Source organism: Halovibrio salipaludis (assembly GCF_002286965.1).
Classification (GTDB): domain Bacteria; phylum Pseudomonadota; class Gammaproteobacteria; order Pseudomonadales; family Oleiphilaceae; genus Halospina; species Halospina salipaludis.
The window spans coordinates 65,707-84,259 of the sequence record NZ_NSKD01000003.1 but is presented as its reverse complement, the minus strand read 5'-3'; the positions used below and the strand labels follow the sequence as shown (position 1 = coordinate 84,259).

15 protein-coding genes are annotated in these 18,553 nt (G+C 62.6%); 6 read left to right on the top strand and 9 right to left on the bottom strand.

From position 1 onward, the window contains the following. Window positions 1-87: 87 nt before the first annotated feature. Window positions 88-1,761 carry a CocE/NonD family hydrolase gene (locus CK501_RS08140; RefSeq protein WP_095617251.1) on the bottom strand — a complete coding sequence of 558 codons (1,674 nt, stop codon included), beginning with the start codon at window positions 1,759-1,761 and terminating at the stop codon, window positions 88-90. A gap of 230 nt (window positions 1,762-1,991) precedes the next feature. On the opposite strand from CK501_RS08140, the gene CK501_RS08135 reads away from it, so the two are divergent. Next, window positions 1,992-3,053, top strand: a complete 1,062-nt coding sequence (locus CK501_RS08135; protein ID WP_095617250.1) for an AraC family transcriptional regulator — start codon at window positions 1,992-1,994, stop codon at window positions 3,051-3,053. A 6-nt stretch (window positions 3,054-3,059) separates the two neighbouring features. Here the strand turns inward: CK501_RS08135 and CK501_RS08130 are convergent, their stop codons facing one another. The 4 genes from CK501_RS08130 to gltS form a co-directional block, all read right to left on the bottom strand. Beyond that, window positions 3,060-3,671, bottom strand: coding sequence for a nucleotidyltransferase family protein (locus CK501_RS08130; RefSeq protein ID WP_095617249.1), 612 nt, complete (start codon window positions 3,669-3,671; stop codon window positions 3,060-3,062). Next, window positions 3,671-6,016 (bottom strand): xanthine dehydrogenase family protein molybdopterin-binding subunit, encoded by a 2,346-nt coding sequence (locus CK501_RS08125; protein ID WP_095617248.1) that lies wholly within the window; start codon window positions 6,014-6,016, stop codon window positions 3,671-3,673. The genes CK501_RS08130 and CK501_RS08125 overlap by 1 nt, the downstream gene beginning before the upstream one ends. Window positions 6,017-6,018: 2 nt before the next feature. After that, window positions 6,019-6,486, bottom strand: a complete 468-nt coding sequence (locus CK501_RS08120; RefSeq protein WP_095617247.1) for a (2Fe-2S)-binding protein — start codon at window positions 6,484-6,486, stop codon at window positions 6,019-6,021. A gap of 72 nt (window positions 6,487-6,558) precedes the next feature. Then, window positions 6,559-7,779 (bottom strand): sodium/glutamate symporter, encoded by a 1,221-nt coding sequence (gene gltS / locus CK501_RS08115; RefSeq protein WP_095617246.1) that lies wholly within the window; start codon window positions 7,777-7,779, stop codon window positions 6,559-6,561. 145 nt (window positions 7,780-7,924) lie between these two features. Here gltS and CK501_RS08110 point away from each other — a divergent pair, with 145 nt between their 5' ends. Continuing rightward, window positions 7,925-8,839 (top strand): glutathione S-transferase family protein, encoded by a 915-nt coding sequence (locus tag CK501_RS08110; RefSeq protein ID WP_095617245.1) that lies wholly within the window; start codon window positions 7,925-7,927, stop codon window positions 8,837-8,839. A 35-nt stretch (window positions 8,840-8,874) separates the two neighbouring features. Here the strand turns inward: CK501_RS08110 and CK501_RS08105 are convergent, their stop codons facing one another. Then, a complete protein-coding gene (locus CK501_RS08105; RefSeq protein WP_095617244.1) occupies window positions 8,875-9,498 on the bottom strand; it encodes a TetR/AcrR family transcriptional regulator in 624 nt (207 codons plus the stop codon). Window positions 9,499-9,579: 81 nt separating this feature from the next. Between CK501_RS08105 and CK501_RS08100 the strand changes: the two genes are divergently transcribed. The 4 genes from CK501_RS08100 to katG all read left to right on the top strand — a co-directional run bounded on the left by CK501_RS08100 (window position 9,580) and on the right by katG (window position 15,314). Then, window positions 9,580-10,449, top strand: coding sequence for an SDR family NAD(P)-dependent oxidoreductase (locus tag CK501_RS08100; protein WP_095617243.1), 870 nt, complete (start codon window positions 9,580-9,582; stop codon window positions 10,447-10,449). A 12-nt stretch (window positions 10,450-10,461) separates the two neighbouring features. After that, on the top strand, window positions 10,462-11,385 hold the full coding sequence (locus CK501_RS08095; RefSeq protein WP_095617242.1) for a ferritin-like domain-containing protein: 924 nt from the start codon (window positions 10,462-10,464) through the stop codon (window positions 11,383-11,385). Window positions 11,386-11,398: 13 nt separating this feature from the next. Continuing rightward, window positions 11,399-12,886 carry a flavin-containing monooxygenase gene (locus CK501_RS08090; protein WP_095617241.1) on the top strand — a complete coding sequence of 496 codons (1,488 nt, stop codon included), beginning with the start codon at window positions 11,399-11,401 and terminating at the stop codon, window positions 12,884-12,886. A gap of 250 nt (window positions 12,887-13,136) precedes the next feature. Next, on the top strand, window positions 13,137-15,314 hold the full coding sequence (katG, locus tag CK501_RS08085; protein WP_095617240.1) for a catalase/peroxidase HPI: 2,178 nt from the start codon (window positions 13,137-13,139) through the stop codon (window positions 15,312-15,314). A gap of 80 nt (window positions 15,315-15,394) precedes the next feature. Here katG and CK501_RS08080 read toward each other — a convergent pair whose 3' ends face one another. The 3 genes from CK501_RS08080 to CK501_RS08070 form a co-directional block, all read right to left on the bottom strand. After that, the gene (locus CK501_RS08080) at window positions 15,395-15,664 is read right to left on the bottom strand and encodes a CDGSH iron-sulfur domain-containing protein (protein ID WP_095617239.1); all 270 of its coding nucleotides are present in this window, start codon (window positions 15,662-15,664) and stop codon (window positions 15,395-15,397) included. A 199-nt stretch (window positions 15,665-15,863) separates the two neighbouring features. Continuing rightward, window positions 15,864-17,012, bottom strand: a complete 1,149-nt coding sequence (locus tag CK501_RS08075) for an OmpA family protein (RefSeq protein ID WP_095617238.1) — start codon at window positions 17,010-17,012, stop codon at window positions 15,864-15,866. Window positions 17,013-17,089: 77 nt separating this feature from the next. After that, window positions 17,090-18,433, bottom strand: coding sequence for a hypothetical protein (locus CK501_RS08070; RefSeq protein WP_095617237.1), 1,344 nt, complete (start codon window positions 18,431-18,433; stop codon window positions 17,090-17,092). Window positions 18,434-18,553 lie beyond the last annotated feature (120 nt).

Here is an 18,553-nt window from a genome sequence, read left to right as displayed (position 1 = left end):
CTCTGTCCTCTGTGTTCCTGGGTTCGGTGCGTCAGCTGGAAAGGATACCCCCTGATCCCGGGCTCTGGCTATACGCTCATTCCACGGTCAGAGCGCCGGAATGCTGAGTCGGTTCACAGCTGAGCCGGAGAAGTTGATGGACTGGCTCTGGACTCCGTCCGGACCCGCGTACAGCAGGTCCTTGCCATCCACCACCAGCGCCACTCTGTGGCCGGCTGGAACGTCATAGCCCGTGGCTACCAGGTCCAGGTCAAGCTCAAGCGGTTCGCCCGGTGCGGCATCCGGCACGGTGATGGGTGCATGGGTGATCAGCCGGCCCTTGCCGTCCGGTGACAGGTCATAGAGGTAGGCAACAAGCTGCAGGGCGTCGTCACGGGGTGTGACGTTCAGGGTAACCTCGGGAATGCCGCGGATGCGCAGGGGCTCCTGAAGGCGCTCCGTCCGGTACCAGGCGCTGCGGCTTCGGCCCAGGAGAGGCACTGGTGCGGTGACCGGAAGGTTCACCTGATCGAAGATCTGTGAACCCAGCGGAATGCCGGTGGAGGCCAGGGTGTCTCCCCAGTCGCTGAAGGAGTTGGTGCGGCTGCCCCAGCCTTCCCAGGCGCTGTTTTCCAGCTTGCCGTTGCTGAACCAGCTGCGCGGGTGCAGGAACCAGTGGCGGGTTTCGGCCTGGGGAACGGGGAAGGTGCTGAAGCCCTCGAAACGGTCTGTCAGGCGCACCTTCATCTGGACCGGCTCCTGGTCCTCGATGGCCGTGGACTGGCCTTTGAGGTGCTGGTCGAACCAGCGCCGGGTGTTGTTCCAGATGCGGGTGTCGCCGCCGCCAATCATGCCGATCAGCTCCGTGCTGGCATGCATCCCGGCCTGCAGGTTGATGGCCTTGGGCCCATCAAGTTGCTGGTACATGTCGAGCACCGAATTGGCCTGGAAGAGGTTGTCGCCCCAGTTGTTGGCGAGATAAACGGCGGTACCATTCTCATTGAGCTGGTCCACGTAGTTGATTGGAGAGCGTTCAAGCGCCCATTCGGTAACGTCCTCAATGTTGCGGTGGTTTTTGACGTTGTCCCAGTTTTCCTGGATTTCCTGTGATGGGTTCCCCAGGAGGTCGCCGGTGAACGTCAGAAGTTCACCCCATACAAGGCGTGGCGTCCGCTGGGCGTACAGGGACTCAACCAGGCTGCCCCAGCCGCTCATGGCGGAGACGGCCTTGATGCGTTCATCGTGGGCCGCCCCCAGCATGGCAATGCCGGCGCCGTAGGAAATGCCGCTGGCGCCGATGCCGTTGGGGTCAACTGGGGCATTGGTGATCAGCCAGTCCACCACCGTGCTGAAATCGCTCACATCCTTTGGTCCGGCAGTATTGATCTCGCCCCCGGACTCGCCCCAGCCACGGGTTGAGTAGCTCAGCACCACATAGCCACGTTCGGCCAGCCGGCCGGCTTCCGTCAGGTACTCGTATTCGTTCAGGCCCCAGCTGTTGACGAAGATCACGGCCGGGTAGGGGGCGCTGTCTTCGGTGGGCACGAAGATGTTGGCCTCCAGGTTCACCCCGTCGGCGGCGTGGATGACGATGTCGTCATTCGTGGTGTAGGCGGGGGATTCCGGGAAAAGCGGCTCGTTCAGAACACCCGCTACCAGGGAGAGCGCGGGGAACAGGGGGGAGTCGGTGGTCGCCGACTGGGCGTGACCGGCCAGTGCCAGTAAGAGCACCAGAAGGAAGGCTTTGGGTATGAGTCGCCCTGAAAGGGATCCGGGATTCATGTTCAGGCTCCTTTTATACAGTTCTGCTTGTTTTTGGTTGCGCTACGCCGGCGTCATGCGGCAGTAACCTGGACACGCTAGGCCGATTACAGGAGCACTCCCATGTCTTAAATGACCGGATGATTGACTATCCCGGCCATCTTGTTGGAGCTGTGACCGAGATCGCACCCTGTGTAGCCGCTTTTGTTAATCATGGAATAACTGTTCATCCGTTGGAGTACTGAAAGCTGATGCTTGATACCTTGCTCCAGGGAGCCCGTGCCGGGCGGGATCACCGACTGGGTGCCGGAAGCCTGCATCTTATGCTGTCGTACGCGCAGGAGTACGGGATTTCACCCGCTACCTGCCTGTCAGGAACCGGGCTTACCCGCGATATAGCTGTAGACCCGGAGGCGGTCATTGAACCCGAGCAGGAGCTGGCGGTCATCGCGAGCCTGGTGGATCACCTGGGCGTACCCTTCCAGAATGGATTCAACCTTGGACTGCGTTATCATCTGACCGCATTCGGTCCCTGGGGGCTGGGCCTCATGAGCAGCGCCAGCGCCAACGATGCGATGATTCGGGCGGTACGGTACCTTGGTGCTACCTATACCTTCATCCGCTGCCGGCTGCGCTTCTCCCCGGCGGGCCCGCGCCTGGAACTGACGGTCAACCATCTGCCAGTGGGACTGCGGGAGTTCATTGTCGCCCGGGACCTGGGGTCGATGCTTGCGATCCATAACGATCTTCTTCCCGGCCAACCCCTAGGCGTTTCCCGGATTGCACTCGAGTTGCCCCGGTGCAGCGGCATGGAATGGGTGGAAGAGCAGTTGGGGGTCTCCATCGAGACGGGCCAAAGCCATTCAGAGATCGTTATCAATCCCCGGATCCTCACGCAGGCCCTGCGGTGGGGTAACGAGGTCACAGCCCGTCAGTGCGAGAATGATTGTGAACAGTTGCTGGACCGACGAGCCCTGACCGCGTGCCCCGTGAGGCAGGCACAAATGCTTCTGAGGGACAGTGACCTGCCGCTGCCCGGCCCCGAGGCTCTGGCACGGCGCCTCAATATCTCGGAACGCCATCTGAGGCGGCGCCTGAACCAGGCTGGAACGGGGTGGCGGCAACTGGTGGAGGAAGTGCTGGAGCACCGTGCCCGTAACAAGCTGGCGACCGGTCGTTATTCCGTGCAGGAAGTTGCTTTGCAGCTCGGCTATTCCGAGACGGCCAGTTTTTCGCACGCATTCAAGCGCTGGACGGGGCTGTCGCCGGTCCGTTTCCTTGGGCAGGTGCAGCCTTTTGATCCCGAGACGTAATGCGGCTTAAAGAAGGTCATCGGGGTTGTCCACGTCCCTGACGATTCCGACATCGTCCACGGGCACCTGATGCTCGCCGTATTGGCGCAGAAGAGTACGCCCGCCGGTATCACCCTCAAGTGACATGAGTCCGTCCCAGAAGGCACGCCCGAAGATCACGGGGTGACCGGGGGTGCCGTGGCTGGTGGGGCGCAGGATCCTGCTTTCCGAGGCTGCGGCGGTCAGCCGTGCCAGCGTATCGTGCCGGATCCATGGCATGTCTCCGAGGCAGATGGCTGCCGCTGCGACCCCGGACAGCTCCGGGTCCCGGTTCAGGGCCAGCGCGGCATCGGCGATGCTGCTTCCCATACCGTGGGCGGCATTGACCGACCGAATCACTCGTATATCCGGGGGCAACCCGAGGAGTTCCGGATCGTCCCCGGAACGGATCACCACTCGGACATCATGGAACCCCTTGCGAAGGCTCTCGACGGTGGCCGCAAGCAGAGTACGCCCATCGGGAAGGGCGGCGACACGTTTGTCCGCATCACCAAAGCGCCGGGAGGCGCCCGCCGCCATCACCAGGGCGATTACGCCGGTGCCTGCGGGCCCGTCCCTGGGCGAGCGCGGCTCCGGCATCAGCCGGCCAGTTGATCCGCCACGGGAAGCTGGCGGATGCGCTTGCCAGTCGCGGCGTAGATGGCGTTGCACACCGCTGGCGCCACGGGGGGCAGACCGGGTTCACCCACGCCGCCCATGGGCAGCTCGGGATCATTGTTCACCAGATGGGTGCGCACCTGCTTCGGGGCATGCTCCATGCGCGGCACATTGAACTGGTGGAAGTTGTTTTCCTGAACACGGCCTTCCCGGAAGGTGATCTCGCTGTGCAGCGCGATGCCGATGCCCATGACGCAGGCGCCTTCCAGCTGGGAGCGGATGCGTTCCGGATTCACCTGGAAGCCGCAGTCAAAGGCGATGTCCGCGTTGTGGATGGTCACGCTGCCGTCGTCGCCCACTTCCGCATCGATGACGATGGCGGTGTAGGACTGGAAGCTGTGGTGGAACGCCAGTCCCAGCCCACGGCCTTCCGGCATGTCGCGACCCCAGTCCGCCTCGGCCGTGACCTTCTCGATGACATTGCGCATGCGCCCAATGTCGATGGTGTAGACCGAGGGGTCCTCGTCGTAGTTCCACTTGTCACCAAAATCCCGCGGATTGATCTGGCGTGCGGGGCCCAGCAGCTCCAGCAGGTAGTCCCGGTGATCTTTGCCGGCCGCCTCTGCCATCTCGGCGGCGAAGCTCTGGATGGCGAAGGCGTGGGGCAGGTTGTAGACGGAACGGAACCAGCCGATCCGCGCATGGGAGGCGGCTTCCGGGTTCTCCAGCTGGATGGCGGGGATGTCGAACGGCATGGTGTTGAAGCCCATCCCCAGTTCGAAGCCGCCCTTGTGTTCCGGATCCTCCTGGAACAGGGAAGTGATACTGGGGGACAGCGTCCGGTGGCGCCAGCCGGTGGCCTTGCCGTCGGCGTCCAGGGCGCCTTCCAGCCGGTCCACGGAAAGGGCGTGGAAATAGGCGTGGTGGACGTCATCCTCACGGCTCCACTGAACCTTGACCGGGCGCCCGTCGGCTTCCTTCGCCAGGAGACCGGCCTCAAGGATGTAGTCCGGCTTGGACTTGCGGCCGAAGCCGCCACCCAGCAGGGTCACGTTGACGGTCACGTTCTCTTTGTCCAGACCCAGAACCCCGGCAAGGCCTTCACGGGCGGCGCGTGGGTGCTGCACCGGAGCCCAGGCTTCCGCCTTGCCGTCTTTTGCTCGCACCACGGCTACTGGCGGCTCCATGGGTGCCTGGGCCATGTGTGGCATGTAATAGACGGCTTCCAGGGTCTGTTCCGCGTCGCCCAGTGCATTACCAATGTCGCCGCTGCTGCGGATGACCTTGCCCGGGGACTGGGCGGCTTCCTCGAGGGACTTGCGGTATTCGTCGGTGTTGTAGCGCGCGTTGTCGCCGGCCGCGTCCGTGTCCCAGTCAATCTTCAGGGCATCGCGGCCCTGCATGGCGGACCAGGTGTTGCTGGCGATCACCGCCACGCCGCCCATCGGCTTGAAGCCGGCGGGTTCGCTGTTGGTGTCCAGGGTGACCACTTTCTCCACGCCGGAGACCTTCAGCGCCTCGCTGTCATCCACACTGGCAACCCTGGCACCCAGTACTGGCGGCCGGGCGATCACGGCATGGACCATGTCATCGAACTGGATATCCGCACCAAAGGTGGCGCTGCCTTCGACTATCTCCTCGCCGTCGATGGCCATGGGGCGCTCAATGCTGTTGGTGTCGCGCCCGCGCACCGGTCCTGCCTCCTGGCCGATGTAGCGGTGGGCGTCGATGGGCTTGAGCTGGATGGCGCTGCGCTCGGGCACATCCAGTTCCCGGGCTGCTTCCGCCAGTTCGCCGAAGCCGAGGGTGCGATTGGAGCCTTTGTGGCTGACTTCATGGACGCCCGCCTCGCACTCGGAAGCCGGAACCCCCCACTCATTGGCAGCGGCCTGCTCCAGCATCATGCGCGCTGAGGCGGCCGCACGCCGCATCGGGTCGTACCAGTGGCGCATGCTGCGGGATCCGTCGGTGTTCTGGTTGCCGTAGAGGTCCTGGTCGGCCCGTGCCTGCTGCACGGCCACCCGGTCCCAGTCGGCGCCCAGTTCGTCCGCGGCCACCATTACAAGGCTGGTGCGGATACCCTGACCCATCTCGGAACGGTGGTTGACGATGGTCACCGCGCCATCGGGGTCGATCTGGATGAAGACGTTGGGATCATCCACCCAGCCACCGGGCATGCCCGCGGCGCCATACTTTTTCTCGTCGTCGCTGGCCAGGGCCATGTCCCAGCGGGCCGCCAGCACCAGTGCGGAGGCACCGGCCATGCCGCCGAGAAAGCGCCGGCGGCTGACGTTCGCGATCATCAGTGAGTCATTTGATTCCGTCATGATCAGGTGTCCTCCTGCACCGCGTCGGCGGCGTAGTGGATGGCGTGCTGGATACGGTTGTAGGTGCCGCAGCGACAGATGTTGCCGTTCATGGCGTCCTGGATCTCAGCGTCGGACGGGTTGGTGTTCTGCTTGAGCAGGGCGGTGGCGCTCATGATCTGGCCCGCCTGGCAGTAGCCGCACTGGGCCACGCCCAGATCGAGCCAGGCGTTCTGTACCTCCCGGCCCACGGGGTCGTCGCTCATGGCTTCAATGGTGGTGATGCTGCCGCCGTCCGCGTTGCCCACCGTGGTAGTGCAGGAACGGATCGCCTCGCCATCCAGGTGCACGGTGCAGGCGCCGCACAGCGCCATGCCGCAGCCGAATTTGGTGCCCGTGAGCTGGACGATATCGCGGATGGCCCAGAGCAGTGGCATGTCGTCCGGGACATCCAGCTCGTGGGTGGTTCCGTTGATGGTCAATGTGGTCATGGCATTGTCTCCGCCGGTCGTATTGGTGTCTTTACGGCGTAAAAAGGGACTGGGATTGCCGCCCCAGTATAGTCATGAGAACCACCCTGAGCCCAGTAGCAGCTGTATAAGGGTGGCATTGGCAATATCGATCAGGAAGGCGCCCAGGAGAGGAATAACCAGATAGGCCTTGGGGCTGGCGCCGAAGCGTGAGGTCAGGGTGTTGATGTTGGCGATGCCCACAGGGGTAGCGCCCAGGCCCATGCCGATGAAGCCCCCGCTGATACAGGCGGCGTCATAGTCCCTGCCCAGCAGCGGATAGACCACGAAAACCGTCAGGGCCGTGATGACGCAGGCCTGGATAACCAGCACAACGCCGATCAGGCCGATGGCGTCCTGCAGCGACAGCAGGGGCAGGCTGATCAGGCTCATGCCGAGGAAGAGCTGAAGGCTCAGGTCGCTGGCGAGCTGGATGGGCGCCGGGTCTATGGGGCGACGCAGCAGTGCCAGCCCGTTGGAAAGCGCAATTCCCAGGAGCATGGCCGTGAGGAAGGCCGGCACGCGGATGCCCATTTCCCCGAGCCCCTCGTACATCCAGGAGCCCAGCGCGAAGCACAGAGCAATCAGCAGGACCGCCTGCAGCAGGCTGTTCATGTCGATCAGGTAGGACGGTGCATTGCCCGGTGCCAGGCTGGCGACGCGCGGTTCCGCTCCACCAGGGACGAGCCCGTGGCGCCGGATCAGCCAGGCACCCACAGGAGCCCCCACCAGGCCACCCAGTATCAGCCCGAAGGTGGCGAAGGTCATCCCCAGTGTGCGCGCGTCGGAGAGCCCGAAATGATCCTCGAAGAGCTGCCCCCATGTGAGCGCCGTGCCATGGCCGCCCGCCAGTGAGATGCTGCCGCCCACGAGGCCGTAAAGCGGGCTCTGTCCGCTGAGCCAGGCCACAAGCGTACCGGCCAGGTTCTGGAAAACCAGCAGGACCACGGCCAGGCCAAACAGGAGCGCGAGCGCGCGTCCCCCCTCGATCAACTGCCGGAGCTGCGCGGACAGCCCGATGGTGGAGAAGAACACGATCAGCAGCAGGTCGTGCAGCTGCAGGTCGAAGCGGATATCCACCTGCGTCACGCCCTCTACCAGCGCGACCAGGCCGCTGATGGCGAGCCCGCCACTGACACCCGGCGGCACATTGTAGCGGTGCAGCACCCCGGTCCAGAGGTTGAGGCGAACACCAAGCCACAGGGCCACGATCGCCAGTGCCAGGGTGACGGGGGTACTGAGAGTCAGGAGTGTGGGGTCGGTGGCTGTTTCCATGGGGTCCAAGAATACGCCAGTTGTGGGTAGGGGAAACAGTCCGACGTTCACAGTGACGGCCCGGTGCTGACGCGCGGGTCTGGCCTCGCGGGCGTGGATTGGCTAGGGTCTGGCGTCTTCATTCACGGACAGAAAAGGTATTTCCATGGCTGATCTGATACTGCATCACTACCCCATGTCGCCGTTTTCGGAAAAGATTCGAGCCATGCTCGGCTATGCCGGCCTCGGCTGGGAATCCGTAACGGTGCGCGAGATGCCGCCGCGCCCGAACCTGGAAACGCTGACCGGCGGTTATCGAAAGATTCCGGTGGCCCAGGACGGCGCGGACGTGTTCTGCGATACCCGCGCCATTGCCCGGGAGATCGCCGCCCGGGCCAACCGGCCGGAACTGGTGCTGGAGAACAGCAGCGAGGCGGTGCAGGCATTCGTCCGGGAAGCGGATCTGGAGATCTTTCTGGCCTGTGTCATCGGGGCGAGTGGGCCGGGGATGATGGTCAAGCTGGCGAAGAGTACATCCACGCTCAACGCACTGCGCTTCCTGAAGGACCGGATATCAATCGGGCGCACCGCCAGGGTATCAGCCATGAAACCGAAGCAGGCCCGCGCGAGGATCCGCGAGCACCTGGACCGTATGGAAGGCATGCTGGATACGGCGTTTCTGTTCGGCGACACGCCCTGCATCGCCGATTTTTCCGCCTACCACGGTCTCTGGTACGTGCGCGATCTTGCTGAACACTCGGTGATGAAGGGGTACCCGAAGGTGAATGCCTGGATGGACCGGATCCAGGCGTTCGGCCACGGTACGGTACGTGAACTCAGCCAGGAAGGTGCCCTGGAGAAAGCCCGGGCAGCCGAACCCCGGCCGATCGAGACGGAAGGGGACGACCCAATGCTGGGCAAACAGGTCTCCATCGCCCCGGATGACTACGCCCGGGATCCGGTAGTGGGCACCCTGGTGGCGTCCAGCGCGCATGAGACCATCCTCAGGCTGGAACACGGGGACACGGGTGTGCTGCACCTGCATTTCCCGAAGGCTGGGTTCCGGGTGTGGTTGCCCTGAGTGCATCGCAGTGCCAAGGGTAGGGCGGTCAACGGTCATCCATTTTCGCCCTGCGCCAGCTCGATTTCCCGCTCTGTGTAGTGTCCCACCATGCGGGCCAGCCCTTCCACCAGTTGATCGAAGGTGATGGGAGGGCTCGGGTCCGACAGATGACGGACCACCGCAAAGATCCCGCCGTGGATCATGATGTAGCTCATGGTCGAGATGTCGCGCACCCGCAGGGTATCCGGGTGGTTCATCAGGTACTGCGTGACCAGTTCCGACAGCGTCTGCTGGAGTGGGTCGATGTAGCGCTCGAAATCCAGCGTCATCGCGTACTGGATGCAGCTCAGATAGCGCCCGTCGTTTTCCTGCAGGAAGGTACGGAAGCTGTTGAGCATGTGGTAGACCGCATCCTTGATCGACATCCGAGCAAGCGTCCCCATCTGTGACCGGATCAGCGTTACCGTGTCCGCTACGAAGCGCTCCGACATGGCGCTGAAGATCGCCTCCTTGTTCTCGAAATATTCATAGAGTGAACCGACGCCAACCCCGGCTATATCCGCAATCTGGCGGGTTGTGGTGCCGGCGGGGCCGTGTTGGGCCATGGCGATGAAGCCTGCCTCCACGATGGCGTTAACAGTGGCCTGGGCGCGTTGCTGCTGGGGCTTTCTGGGCATAGGGGTATCCGAATTGAATCCGAACAAGCGTTCGCTTTATTGTCCATTGACGTGATTCAGTTATCAATAGGACGGAACGCTGTGTTTGATTTTCTTGCCTCACCCAAGCGCCTGAGCCAGAGCGCCAACGCCGTTGTCACCGGCGCGGGCTCCGGCATCGGCCGAGCCTTTGCCCTCGAGATCGCCCGGCGTGGCGGTGCCGTGCTCTGCTCGGACATCAACGAATCCAGTCTCAACGAGACCGTGAACACGATTGTGCAGGAAGGCGGCGAAGCCTTTGGCATGACCTGCGATGTCAGCAAGCTTGGCCAGGTCCAGCAACTGGCGCGGGAGGCTGGTAATGCACTCCCCGGGCCGGTGGACCTGGTCGTCAATAACGCCGGCGTGGGCATCGGCGGCCAGGTGATTGGTGAGACGCCGATCAAGGACTGGAAGTGGACCCTCGGCATCAACCTCTGGGGGGTGATTCACGGCTGTCACGTCTTTGCGCCCCTCCTCAGGGCCAACGGGCGTGGCGGCATCATCAACGTGGCCTCCACGGCCAGCTTTTCCGCCGCGCCGCTGATGGGCCCCTATAACGTCAGCAAGGCCGGGGCGCTGGCGCTGAGCGAAACGCTGGCAGCGGAGATGGCTGGTACCGGCGTGTCCGTAACGGCGCTCTGCCCCACGCTGGTGAAAACCAACATCAATGCGAATGGCCGCATCCGCGGCGAGTCCTCCTCGCTGCTGGACCGGCTCATGGACCGCTTCGGCATGGCACCGGAACGGGTCATCCGCGATGCCCTGGCGGCGCTGGACCGGGGCGAGCTCTACGTCATGCCTCAGGCCGACGCCAAGCTCATCTGGGTGGCCAAGCGCTGGACCCCGCGTGTCTACGCGCGCGGCACCGCCCTGGTCAGCCGCTACGCGAGCCGGCGGCTGAGCGCGAACCCCGACACACTGAATTCCTGAAAGGAGCGCATCATGGCTAATATCGACCTTAACGAGATGCTGGACAAGGTCCGCAACAGCCAGTGGGCACTGGCGGACATCGACTGGGATAAGCCCGGTGCGGACCGGATCAGTGCTGAACAATGGCCCAAGCTCAAGGACTTCATGTCCGACCTGATGTGGATCGAGCACGTGGGCGCGCGTGGCTTTGCGGCGCTCTCAAAGAACGCCGAAGACCCGACCCTCAAGGAAATCTACGCCTACTTCCACGCGGAGGAACAGCGCCACGCTAATGCCGAGATGGCGCTGATGCGGCGTTGGGGCATGCTCGATGGCGACGACCTGCCGCAACCCAACGTCAACCTGCGCCTGACGATTGAGTGGCTGGACCGCTACAGCGATGACATGCCCCTGGAGGTCCTTGGGTCCGTCATTCCCATGCTGGAAATCGCGCTGGACGGGGCATTGCTCAAGTTCCTGCTGGAAGAGGTGGACGACCCGCTCTGCCACGAGGTCTTCGAAAAGATCAATGCCGATGAAGCCCGGCACCTGGGCGTGGACTTCCACGTCATGGAAATGCTCGGCAAGGGCCGGATGCACCAGCGCATCATCAAGACCGTGGGCACCGTGGCCAATCCCAAGCTGATCCTGGGCGTGCTGGCGTACGCGCCGCTGCTCAACCGCATGCGCGACAACATCGTGGCCATGGGCCTTAAGGAAGAGCGCCTGTACGAGGCCATGGGTAAGTACGAGCGCATTGGCGGGCGCACTGACGAAGGCCGACGTAACCCCTGGTTCCAGATCATCAGCCGTCACGGCAAGATGGTGGTGGACCGGAATCACATCTACCACAAGCCGGTGGATGCGCTGGTGAAGGCGAGCAACTACATTCCCACCCGCCTGCTGGGCCCGGTGCCCACCTGGGTGGAGAAACTCACCTGGCGCCCGACGGCCTGAGGAGGTTCCGGCTATGGCAGTAACTGATACTGAGACCCCGATCCACCGCGTCCTGATCGTCGGCGCTGGCTTCTCCGGGCTGGGGACCGCGCTGCGACTGCAGCAGGAGGGCATTGACGACATCGTGATCCTGGAGCGTGCCTCGGAGATCGGCGGCACCTGGCGGGACAACACCTATCCCGGCGCGGCCTGTGACATCCCTTCCAACCTGTACTCCTTCTCGTTTGCCCAGAACCCGGCGTGGTCACGCAGTTACGCCGGCAGCAATGAGATCATGGAGTACATCCACTGGCTGGCGGACGCGTACGGCCTGCGCCGCTACATCCGTTTTAACCAGCGCGTGCAAGGGCTCAGCTACGATAGCGAGGAGGGCATCTGGACGGCGACAACCGAGCAGGGTGAAACCGTGCGGGCCCGCCAGGCCGTCATGGCCCAGGGGCCGCTGTCCAATCCCAGCTACCCCAACATTCCCGGGCTGAACGACTTCCAGGGCAGGGTTGTGCACAGCGCGGACTGGGATCATGACTACGATTTCAATGGCAAACGCGTGGCCGTGATCGGTACCGGTGCCAGCGGGGTGCAGATCGTGCCGGAACTGGCGAAACAGGCCAGCAAGCTGCGCGTTTTCCAGCGCACCCCCTGCTGGATCATGCCGCGTCTGGATTTCCGCAAGCCGGAGTGGCAGAAGACCCTGTTCAACAAGGTCCCCTCGGCCCAGGCGGCGATCCGCAAGGGCCTGTTCCTGGCGCACGAATCCATGGCCACCGGCATCATCTGGGACACCCCCGTGAACAATGCGCTGGAGCGCCTGGCCCGGGCGCATATCCGCCATCAGGTGAAGGACCGCTGGCTGCGCCGCCAGGTCACGCCCGAGTTCAAGCTCGGCTGCAAGCGGGTGCTCATGTCCAGTGACTATTATCCGGCGCTGCAACAAGACAACTGCGAGCTCATTACCTGGCCCATTGTCGCCATCAATGAGAACGGCATCCGCACCGCCGAGGGCATTGAGCACCAGTTCGACTGCCTGGTGTTTGCCACTGGCTTCAGCGTGCCCAAAACCGGGACGCCGTTCCCGGTCTATGGTGAAAACGGGCGCGAGCTGGGCAGCGAATGGGAGAAGGGCGCCCAGGCCTACAAGAGCATCAACGTGGCCGGCTACCCGAACCTGTTCATGATCTTCGGGCCCAATTCCGGGCCGGGGCACAACTCCGCGCTGGTCTATATCGAGGCCCAGATCGAGTACATCGTGAAATCGGTCACCACCCTGAGGAGCCTTGGGGTGAAAGCCATGGATGTGCGCGAGGATGTCCAGAAACGCCATAACCAGCATCTGCAGAAACGTCTGGCGAGGACCACCTGGAATTCCGGCTGCAACAGTTGGTACCTCACCGAGGATGGCTTCAACGCCACCATGTACCCGGGCTTCGCCACCCAGTATGCGCGGCAGATGAAGCAGGTGCGGCTCGAGGACTACCGGCTGGTTTCCAGTACCGGTCAATAAGGCCGTTGTGTTGACGTTTTCCGTGGTTCAGGTTGATGCTGTAGAGCTATTGCTCTAGCGTGCGTTAGGCCATAAAAGAAAACTATTGGAATGGTCAACAAATGCAACTGAATAGACTGGGGCAATCCACCCGTTGTTTGTCGTATAGTGATGCAAATAGCGATGGCGCCGGATCCGCTTGCTGAAGTGGACGGTGCCGTTCGTTCTTTGCGACCCGTCAATCAACATCAGCGTTACGATCGGAGTTTTTATGAGCGGAAACGACAGTGCCGGGAAGTGCCCGGTGATTCACGGGGCCAACACCGAGGTTGGCAATGACGTCATGGAGTGGTGGCCCAACAGCCTGAACCTGGACATCCTTCACCAGCACGATCGCAAGACCGATCCGATGGGCGACGATTTCAACTATCGGGAAGAGGTTCGCAAGCTGGACTTTGACGCACTCAAGCAGGACGTCAAGGACCTGATGACCGACAGCCAGGAGTGGTGGCCCGCTGACTGGGGGCACTACGGGGGCCTGATGATCCGCATGACCTGGCACGCCGCCGGCAGCTACCGCGTGGCCGATGGCCGTGGTGGCGCCGCTACCGGCAACCAGCGCTTCGCCCCGATCAACAGCTGGCCGGACAACGGCAACCTGGACAAGGCGCGCCGTCTGCTGTGGCCGATCAAGAAGAAGTACGGCAATAAACTGAGCTGGGCCGACCTGCTCGCGCTCGCCGGTAACGTTGCCTATGAGTCCATGGGCTTCAAGACGTTTGGTTTCTCCTTTGGCCGCGAAGACATCTGGCACCCCGAGAAGGATACTTACTGGGGCAGCGAGAAAGAGTGGCTCGCCACCAGTGACAACGAGAACAGCCGCTACGACAAGAATCGCGATCCCGAGTCCCTCGAGGACCCGCTGGCGGCCGTCATGATGGGTCTGATCTACGTAAACCCGGAAGGCCCGGATGGCACCCCGAACCCGCTGGAAACCGCGAAGGACCTGCGTGTGACCTTCGGTCGGATGGCGATGGACGATGAAGAGACAGCCGCGCTGACCATTGGCGGCCATACCGTGGGCAAGTGTCACGGTAACGGCAATCCCGACAATGTTGGCGAGGCGCCCGAAGGGGCCGATGTCGAAGAGCAGGGTCTTGGCTTCAACAACAAGGTGACCCGAGGTATCGGTCGCGATACGGTCACCAGTGGCCTTGAAGGGGCCTGGACTGCGAATCCCACCCAGTGGGACCACGGCTACCTCGAAATGCTGCTCGATCACGAATGGCAGAACGTGAAGAGCCCGGCTGGTGCCAACCAGTGGGAGCCGGTGGACATCAAGGAAGAGGACATGCCGGTGGATGTGGAGGATCCCTCGATCCGCCGCAAGCCGATGATGACCGACGCGGACATGGCGATGAAGGTGGATCCGGAGTTCCGCAAGATCGCGGATAAGTTCCGTGCGAACCCCGAGCTGCTCGATGATGCCTTTGCCCGTGCCTGGTTCAAGCTGATCCACCGTGATCTGGGCCCGAAAGAGCGCTACATCGGCCCGGAAGCACCGACCGAAGACCTGATCTGGCAGGACCCGGTACCCAAGGGCAGCACGGACTACAACGTGGAAGCGGTCAAAGAGAAGATCGCTGACAGTGGTCTGAGCATCAGCGACATGGTTGCGACCGCCTGGGACAGTGCCCGCACCTTCCGCCAGTCCGATAAGCGCGGTGGCGCCAACGGCGCACGCATCCGGCTGGCACCGCAGAAGGACTGGGCGGCCAACGAGCCGGAACGCCTTTCCCGTGTACTGAAGGTTCTGGAGCCGATTGCGGCTGAAAGCGGCGCGAGTCTCGCGGACGTGATCGTCCTGGCCGGTAACGTCGGCATCGAGAAAGCGGCGAAGGCGGCCGGTCACGACATCGTCGTACCGTTCACTCCGGGTCGTGGCGATGCCTCCGAGGAAATGACCGATGCGGACTCCTTCCAGTGGCTCGAGCCGCTGTCGGATGCCTATCGGAACTTCCTCAAGAAGGATTACAACGTCCAGCCGGAAGAGCTGATGCTGGATCGCACCCAGCTCATGGGCCTGACCGGTCCCGAAATGACCGCGCTGATTGGCGGCATGCGGGTTCTGGGTACCAACCATGGCGGAACCAAGCACGGTGTGTTCACGGATCGTGAAGGTCAGCTGACCAACGATTTCTTCGTGAATCTGACCGACATGGCGTACAGCTGGGTACCGACCGGCAACAACCTCTACGAGATCCGTGACCGCAAGACGGACAAGGCGAAGTGGACCGCGACACGGGTTGACCTGGTGTTCGGTTCCAATTCGATCCTGCGGTCCTACGCAGAGGTCTATGCCCAGGACGACAACCAGGAGAAGTTCGTTAAGGACTTCGTGAAGGCCTGGAACAAGATGATGAACGCGGATCGCTTCGATCTGGAATGATCATCCCAGCCTGAGCTGAGACGTGAAAAAGCCGGGTGTGGCGTGAGCCGCACCCGGCTTTTCTGTTTCAGGGCCCCCGGTCAGGGCGCTTCGGCGCCTATATCTTCCGCACCAAACCGCTTGTGGGTGCCATCGCAGTAGGGCGCGTTGCTGGTGTGTTTGCAGCAGCACAGCGCCGCGTCACCACTTTCCTCAGGGGTGAGCTTCTGGGGCGTAATGCCTGTGCCCTTGTGGGAACCATCGCAGAATGGCTGGCTGTCAGACCGGCCACAGGCGCAGAACATGTAACTCTCGCCAGCCGTAAGGCTGACCTTCATCGGCTTGTTATCCGCAACAACGGGTTGGGTCATGGTGATCCTCTCTTCTTCTCTGGGTTTCAGGGCAGCTCCGTGCACCTTCTGTGTAACGCGTACGAACGCATGCCGTCCAGAGGTCATCCCGGCGTTGTCTGCTGGTGGAAGAGAATGGTCAGAAGGAAGGGAAGAGGAGGAGGGAGCAGGAACGGGAGCCGGCTCCCGGGGTCATCCAGGGATGCGGTGGAAACGCCGCTTACTGCTGGACTTCCCGGCTGGCTTCCAGAACGGATTCCACACGGCGATTCCGGGCACGGCCTTCAGCGGTGTCGTTGTCAGCAACCGGCTGGGATTCACCGTAGCCTTCAGCGCTCACCCGCTCCGCGTCGATGCCCATTTCCTCCACGAGGATCTGCTTGACGGCTTCCGCGCGGCGCTGGGAAAGGGCCCGGTTGGCCTCGGCGTTACCGACGCTGTCCGTGTGGCCTTCGAGTACCAGCGTACTTTCGGGGAACTCACGCATGGTTTCGGCCACTTCGCGGATCTCCGGCAGTGAGTCGTCGGTGACGTTGGCGCTGGCGGTTTCGAAGCGCACGTTCAGGGTTTTACGCACGTTTTCCTCAAGGGTCTCGTGGCAGCCCTGATCATTGACCTTCGCGCCTTCCTGCGTATCCGGGCACTGGTCATTGCGGTCGGTTACGCCGTCATTGTCCGAATCACGCTCAATGGCGCAGCCCGCGTCATTCACCGGGGTGCCGGCGGGTGTGTCAGGGCAGTCGTCACGGCTGTCGGGGACGCCATCATTGTCTGAATCCTGCGGCTGTTGCGGCTCGGCGGGCTCCTGCTGGGGCGCAGGCGCCGGATCGTCACCGCTGGTGCCAAAGGCGTAGTTCACACCCAGATAGACCTGCGTATCCTGGCGGCTGTTATCAAGGATGAAGTCATGGCGTGCGCCCACATCGATGAACACATTGCTTGCGACCGCACGCTGAACGCCCACACCAATGCCGGTGAGGGTTTCAGTGTCGTCGCTGCCGAACTCATGATGCCCCACGGCAACTCCGGCGTAGGGCTCGAATCCGGCCAGGTCAAAGCTGCCGAAGTGACGCCGGCCCTCGATCAGCGCGGTGTCCAGGTCGACGTCGCCGCCACCCTGTTCCCAGTCCAGCTCGCCGGTTTCGTAAAGCGCCTGCACAGACCAGTCGGACTGGAAGCGGTAGCCGATCTGGAGACCGGGCAGCAGGGCGCTGTCGAGATCGGCGCTGTCCTGGCGCTGGCCGTTGGTGTCATGGAAGAACTGGGTTCCGTGGATGCCCAGGTAGGCATATTCTTCGGGCAGGTCTGAGTCAGCTGTAACGGCTCCGGCGGCTGTCATCAGCATGATGCCGGCAATGGCTTTTTTCATCGGTGTTTGTGTCCTGTGGTTTAAAGATGCCCTGGCACCCTATCAACCGTTAAATGGATCACAAAACATAACCGCCGCTACCAGATCCGGCTACCGCCCTCACCGCCGGAACTGATGGAAAGCAATACCTGATAATCGTCCAGGGAGTCGCCGCGGTTGAAGCGGGACTCGTGGCGATCAGCGCTGAAGCTGAGGTTAACGTCCAGGCCCGTACGGTTGTGGGTGGGGGAGAGCGCCTGCCATTGCAGTTCGCCGCCCAGGTATTGGCGGCGCCTGTCCCGGATTTTCAGGGAGTCGCCTGGCTCCCGGGTGCGGCTCAGCTTGAAGGTGTTGCGGTACACAAGTTTGTCCGGGATCAGCCAGGCGTCCGCAGTGAGGCGGAACAGACTCTGTTGGCCTGTCATATCCAGATCTCCGTACTCCCGGTGCTCGAACTCACCGTAAGGCTGCAGGCTGAGCCAGCCCCAAGGGGAAAGGGTCAGCCCCGCAAAGAGTTCATTGCCATGGCTGGTGACCCGGTGCGGGCCATAGCGCTCCTCAAGCTGGCGGTAGCTGTAGCCCAGGGAGCCGTTGTCAAAGGGGGTCAGGTTGAGGAATAGCCGCTCTGAGGAGTGCGCCCCTGTCATGGCCGGGTTGCCAGGCGTATGGAAGGCGTCGCCCACATGCTCTGCCTCCGCACCGAATTCCCAGCCCAGAAAGGGCAGGCGCGTTTCCGGGCGGTACCGGAGGGCCGCCGTGTGCGCCGTATCGGAGACTTTCTGGTTCCGGCGTTGTTCAAGCGTGGAACGTCGGCTGGTTGCCCGTTCCAGTGTCAGTCGCAGCCGGTCGTCGTTCCAGCTACTCTGCATGCCGACCGAGTAGCCCTGCTGGTACGCCAGGGAGCTCCGGGAGCCGGTGACGTAGCCGGCCCAGACGGTTGTATCGGAGCCGGCAATGGGCAGGGTCGATTCCCAGACACCCCCGGTGTACCAGGGCGCATCGCCGGAGAGCCGGATCTCACGGGCGGTGTCGGGTGCTTCGCCGGTACTGACCGCAAAAACCGAGATGTTGCTGTTCAGAGGGTCAACGTCACTTGTGGCGGAGAGCCCCCAGTCCGTATCCCCATCGAAGAGAAGGCCCTGCCGGGCCGCCTGGTGGTGGCCAAAGCGGATGCTGACGTTGTCCATCCGGCCAGAGAAAAGGAAGCGATCCAGGTTCAGTTGGGTTCTGGAATCTGCTCGGGCGTGACCCTTTTCCGGCGCATCCGCCGGGTCGAGTGCCCCATCCATCGTTAAATGGAAGTTCCACTGCCTCAGGCCTCCCAGCCCCAGATCGCCGTTGGAGGCATTGAGGTTCAGCTCTCTGGACTCCCCGGCCCAGGCAAATGCTGTGGCCGCCATCAGGAGCAGAATCAGGGTTGTGGCTGAGGTCTTCCAAATCATCAATTGCCCGCAGCGACCGGGAAGTGGGCTGGCATCAAGCCATAAAAGTTAGAGGGAGTATAAACTATATCCCGGAGAGCGTTGATTACGAAATACAATTCGCTACAGACGGTAAGGTTA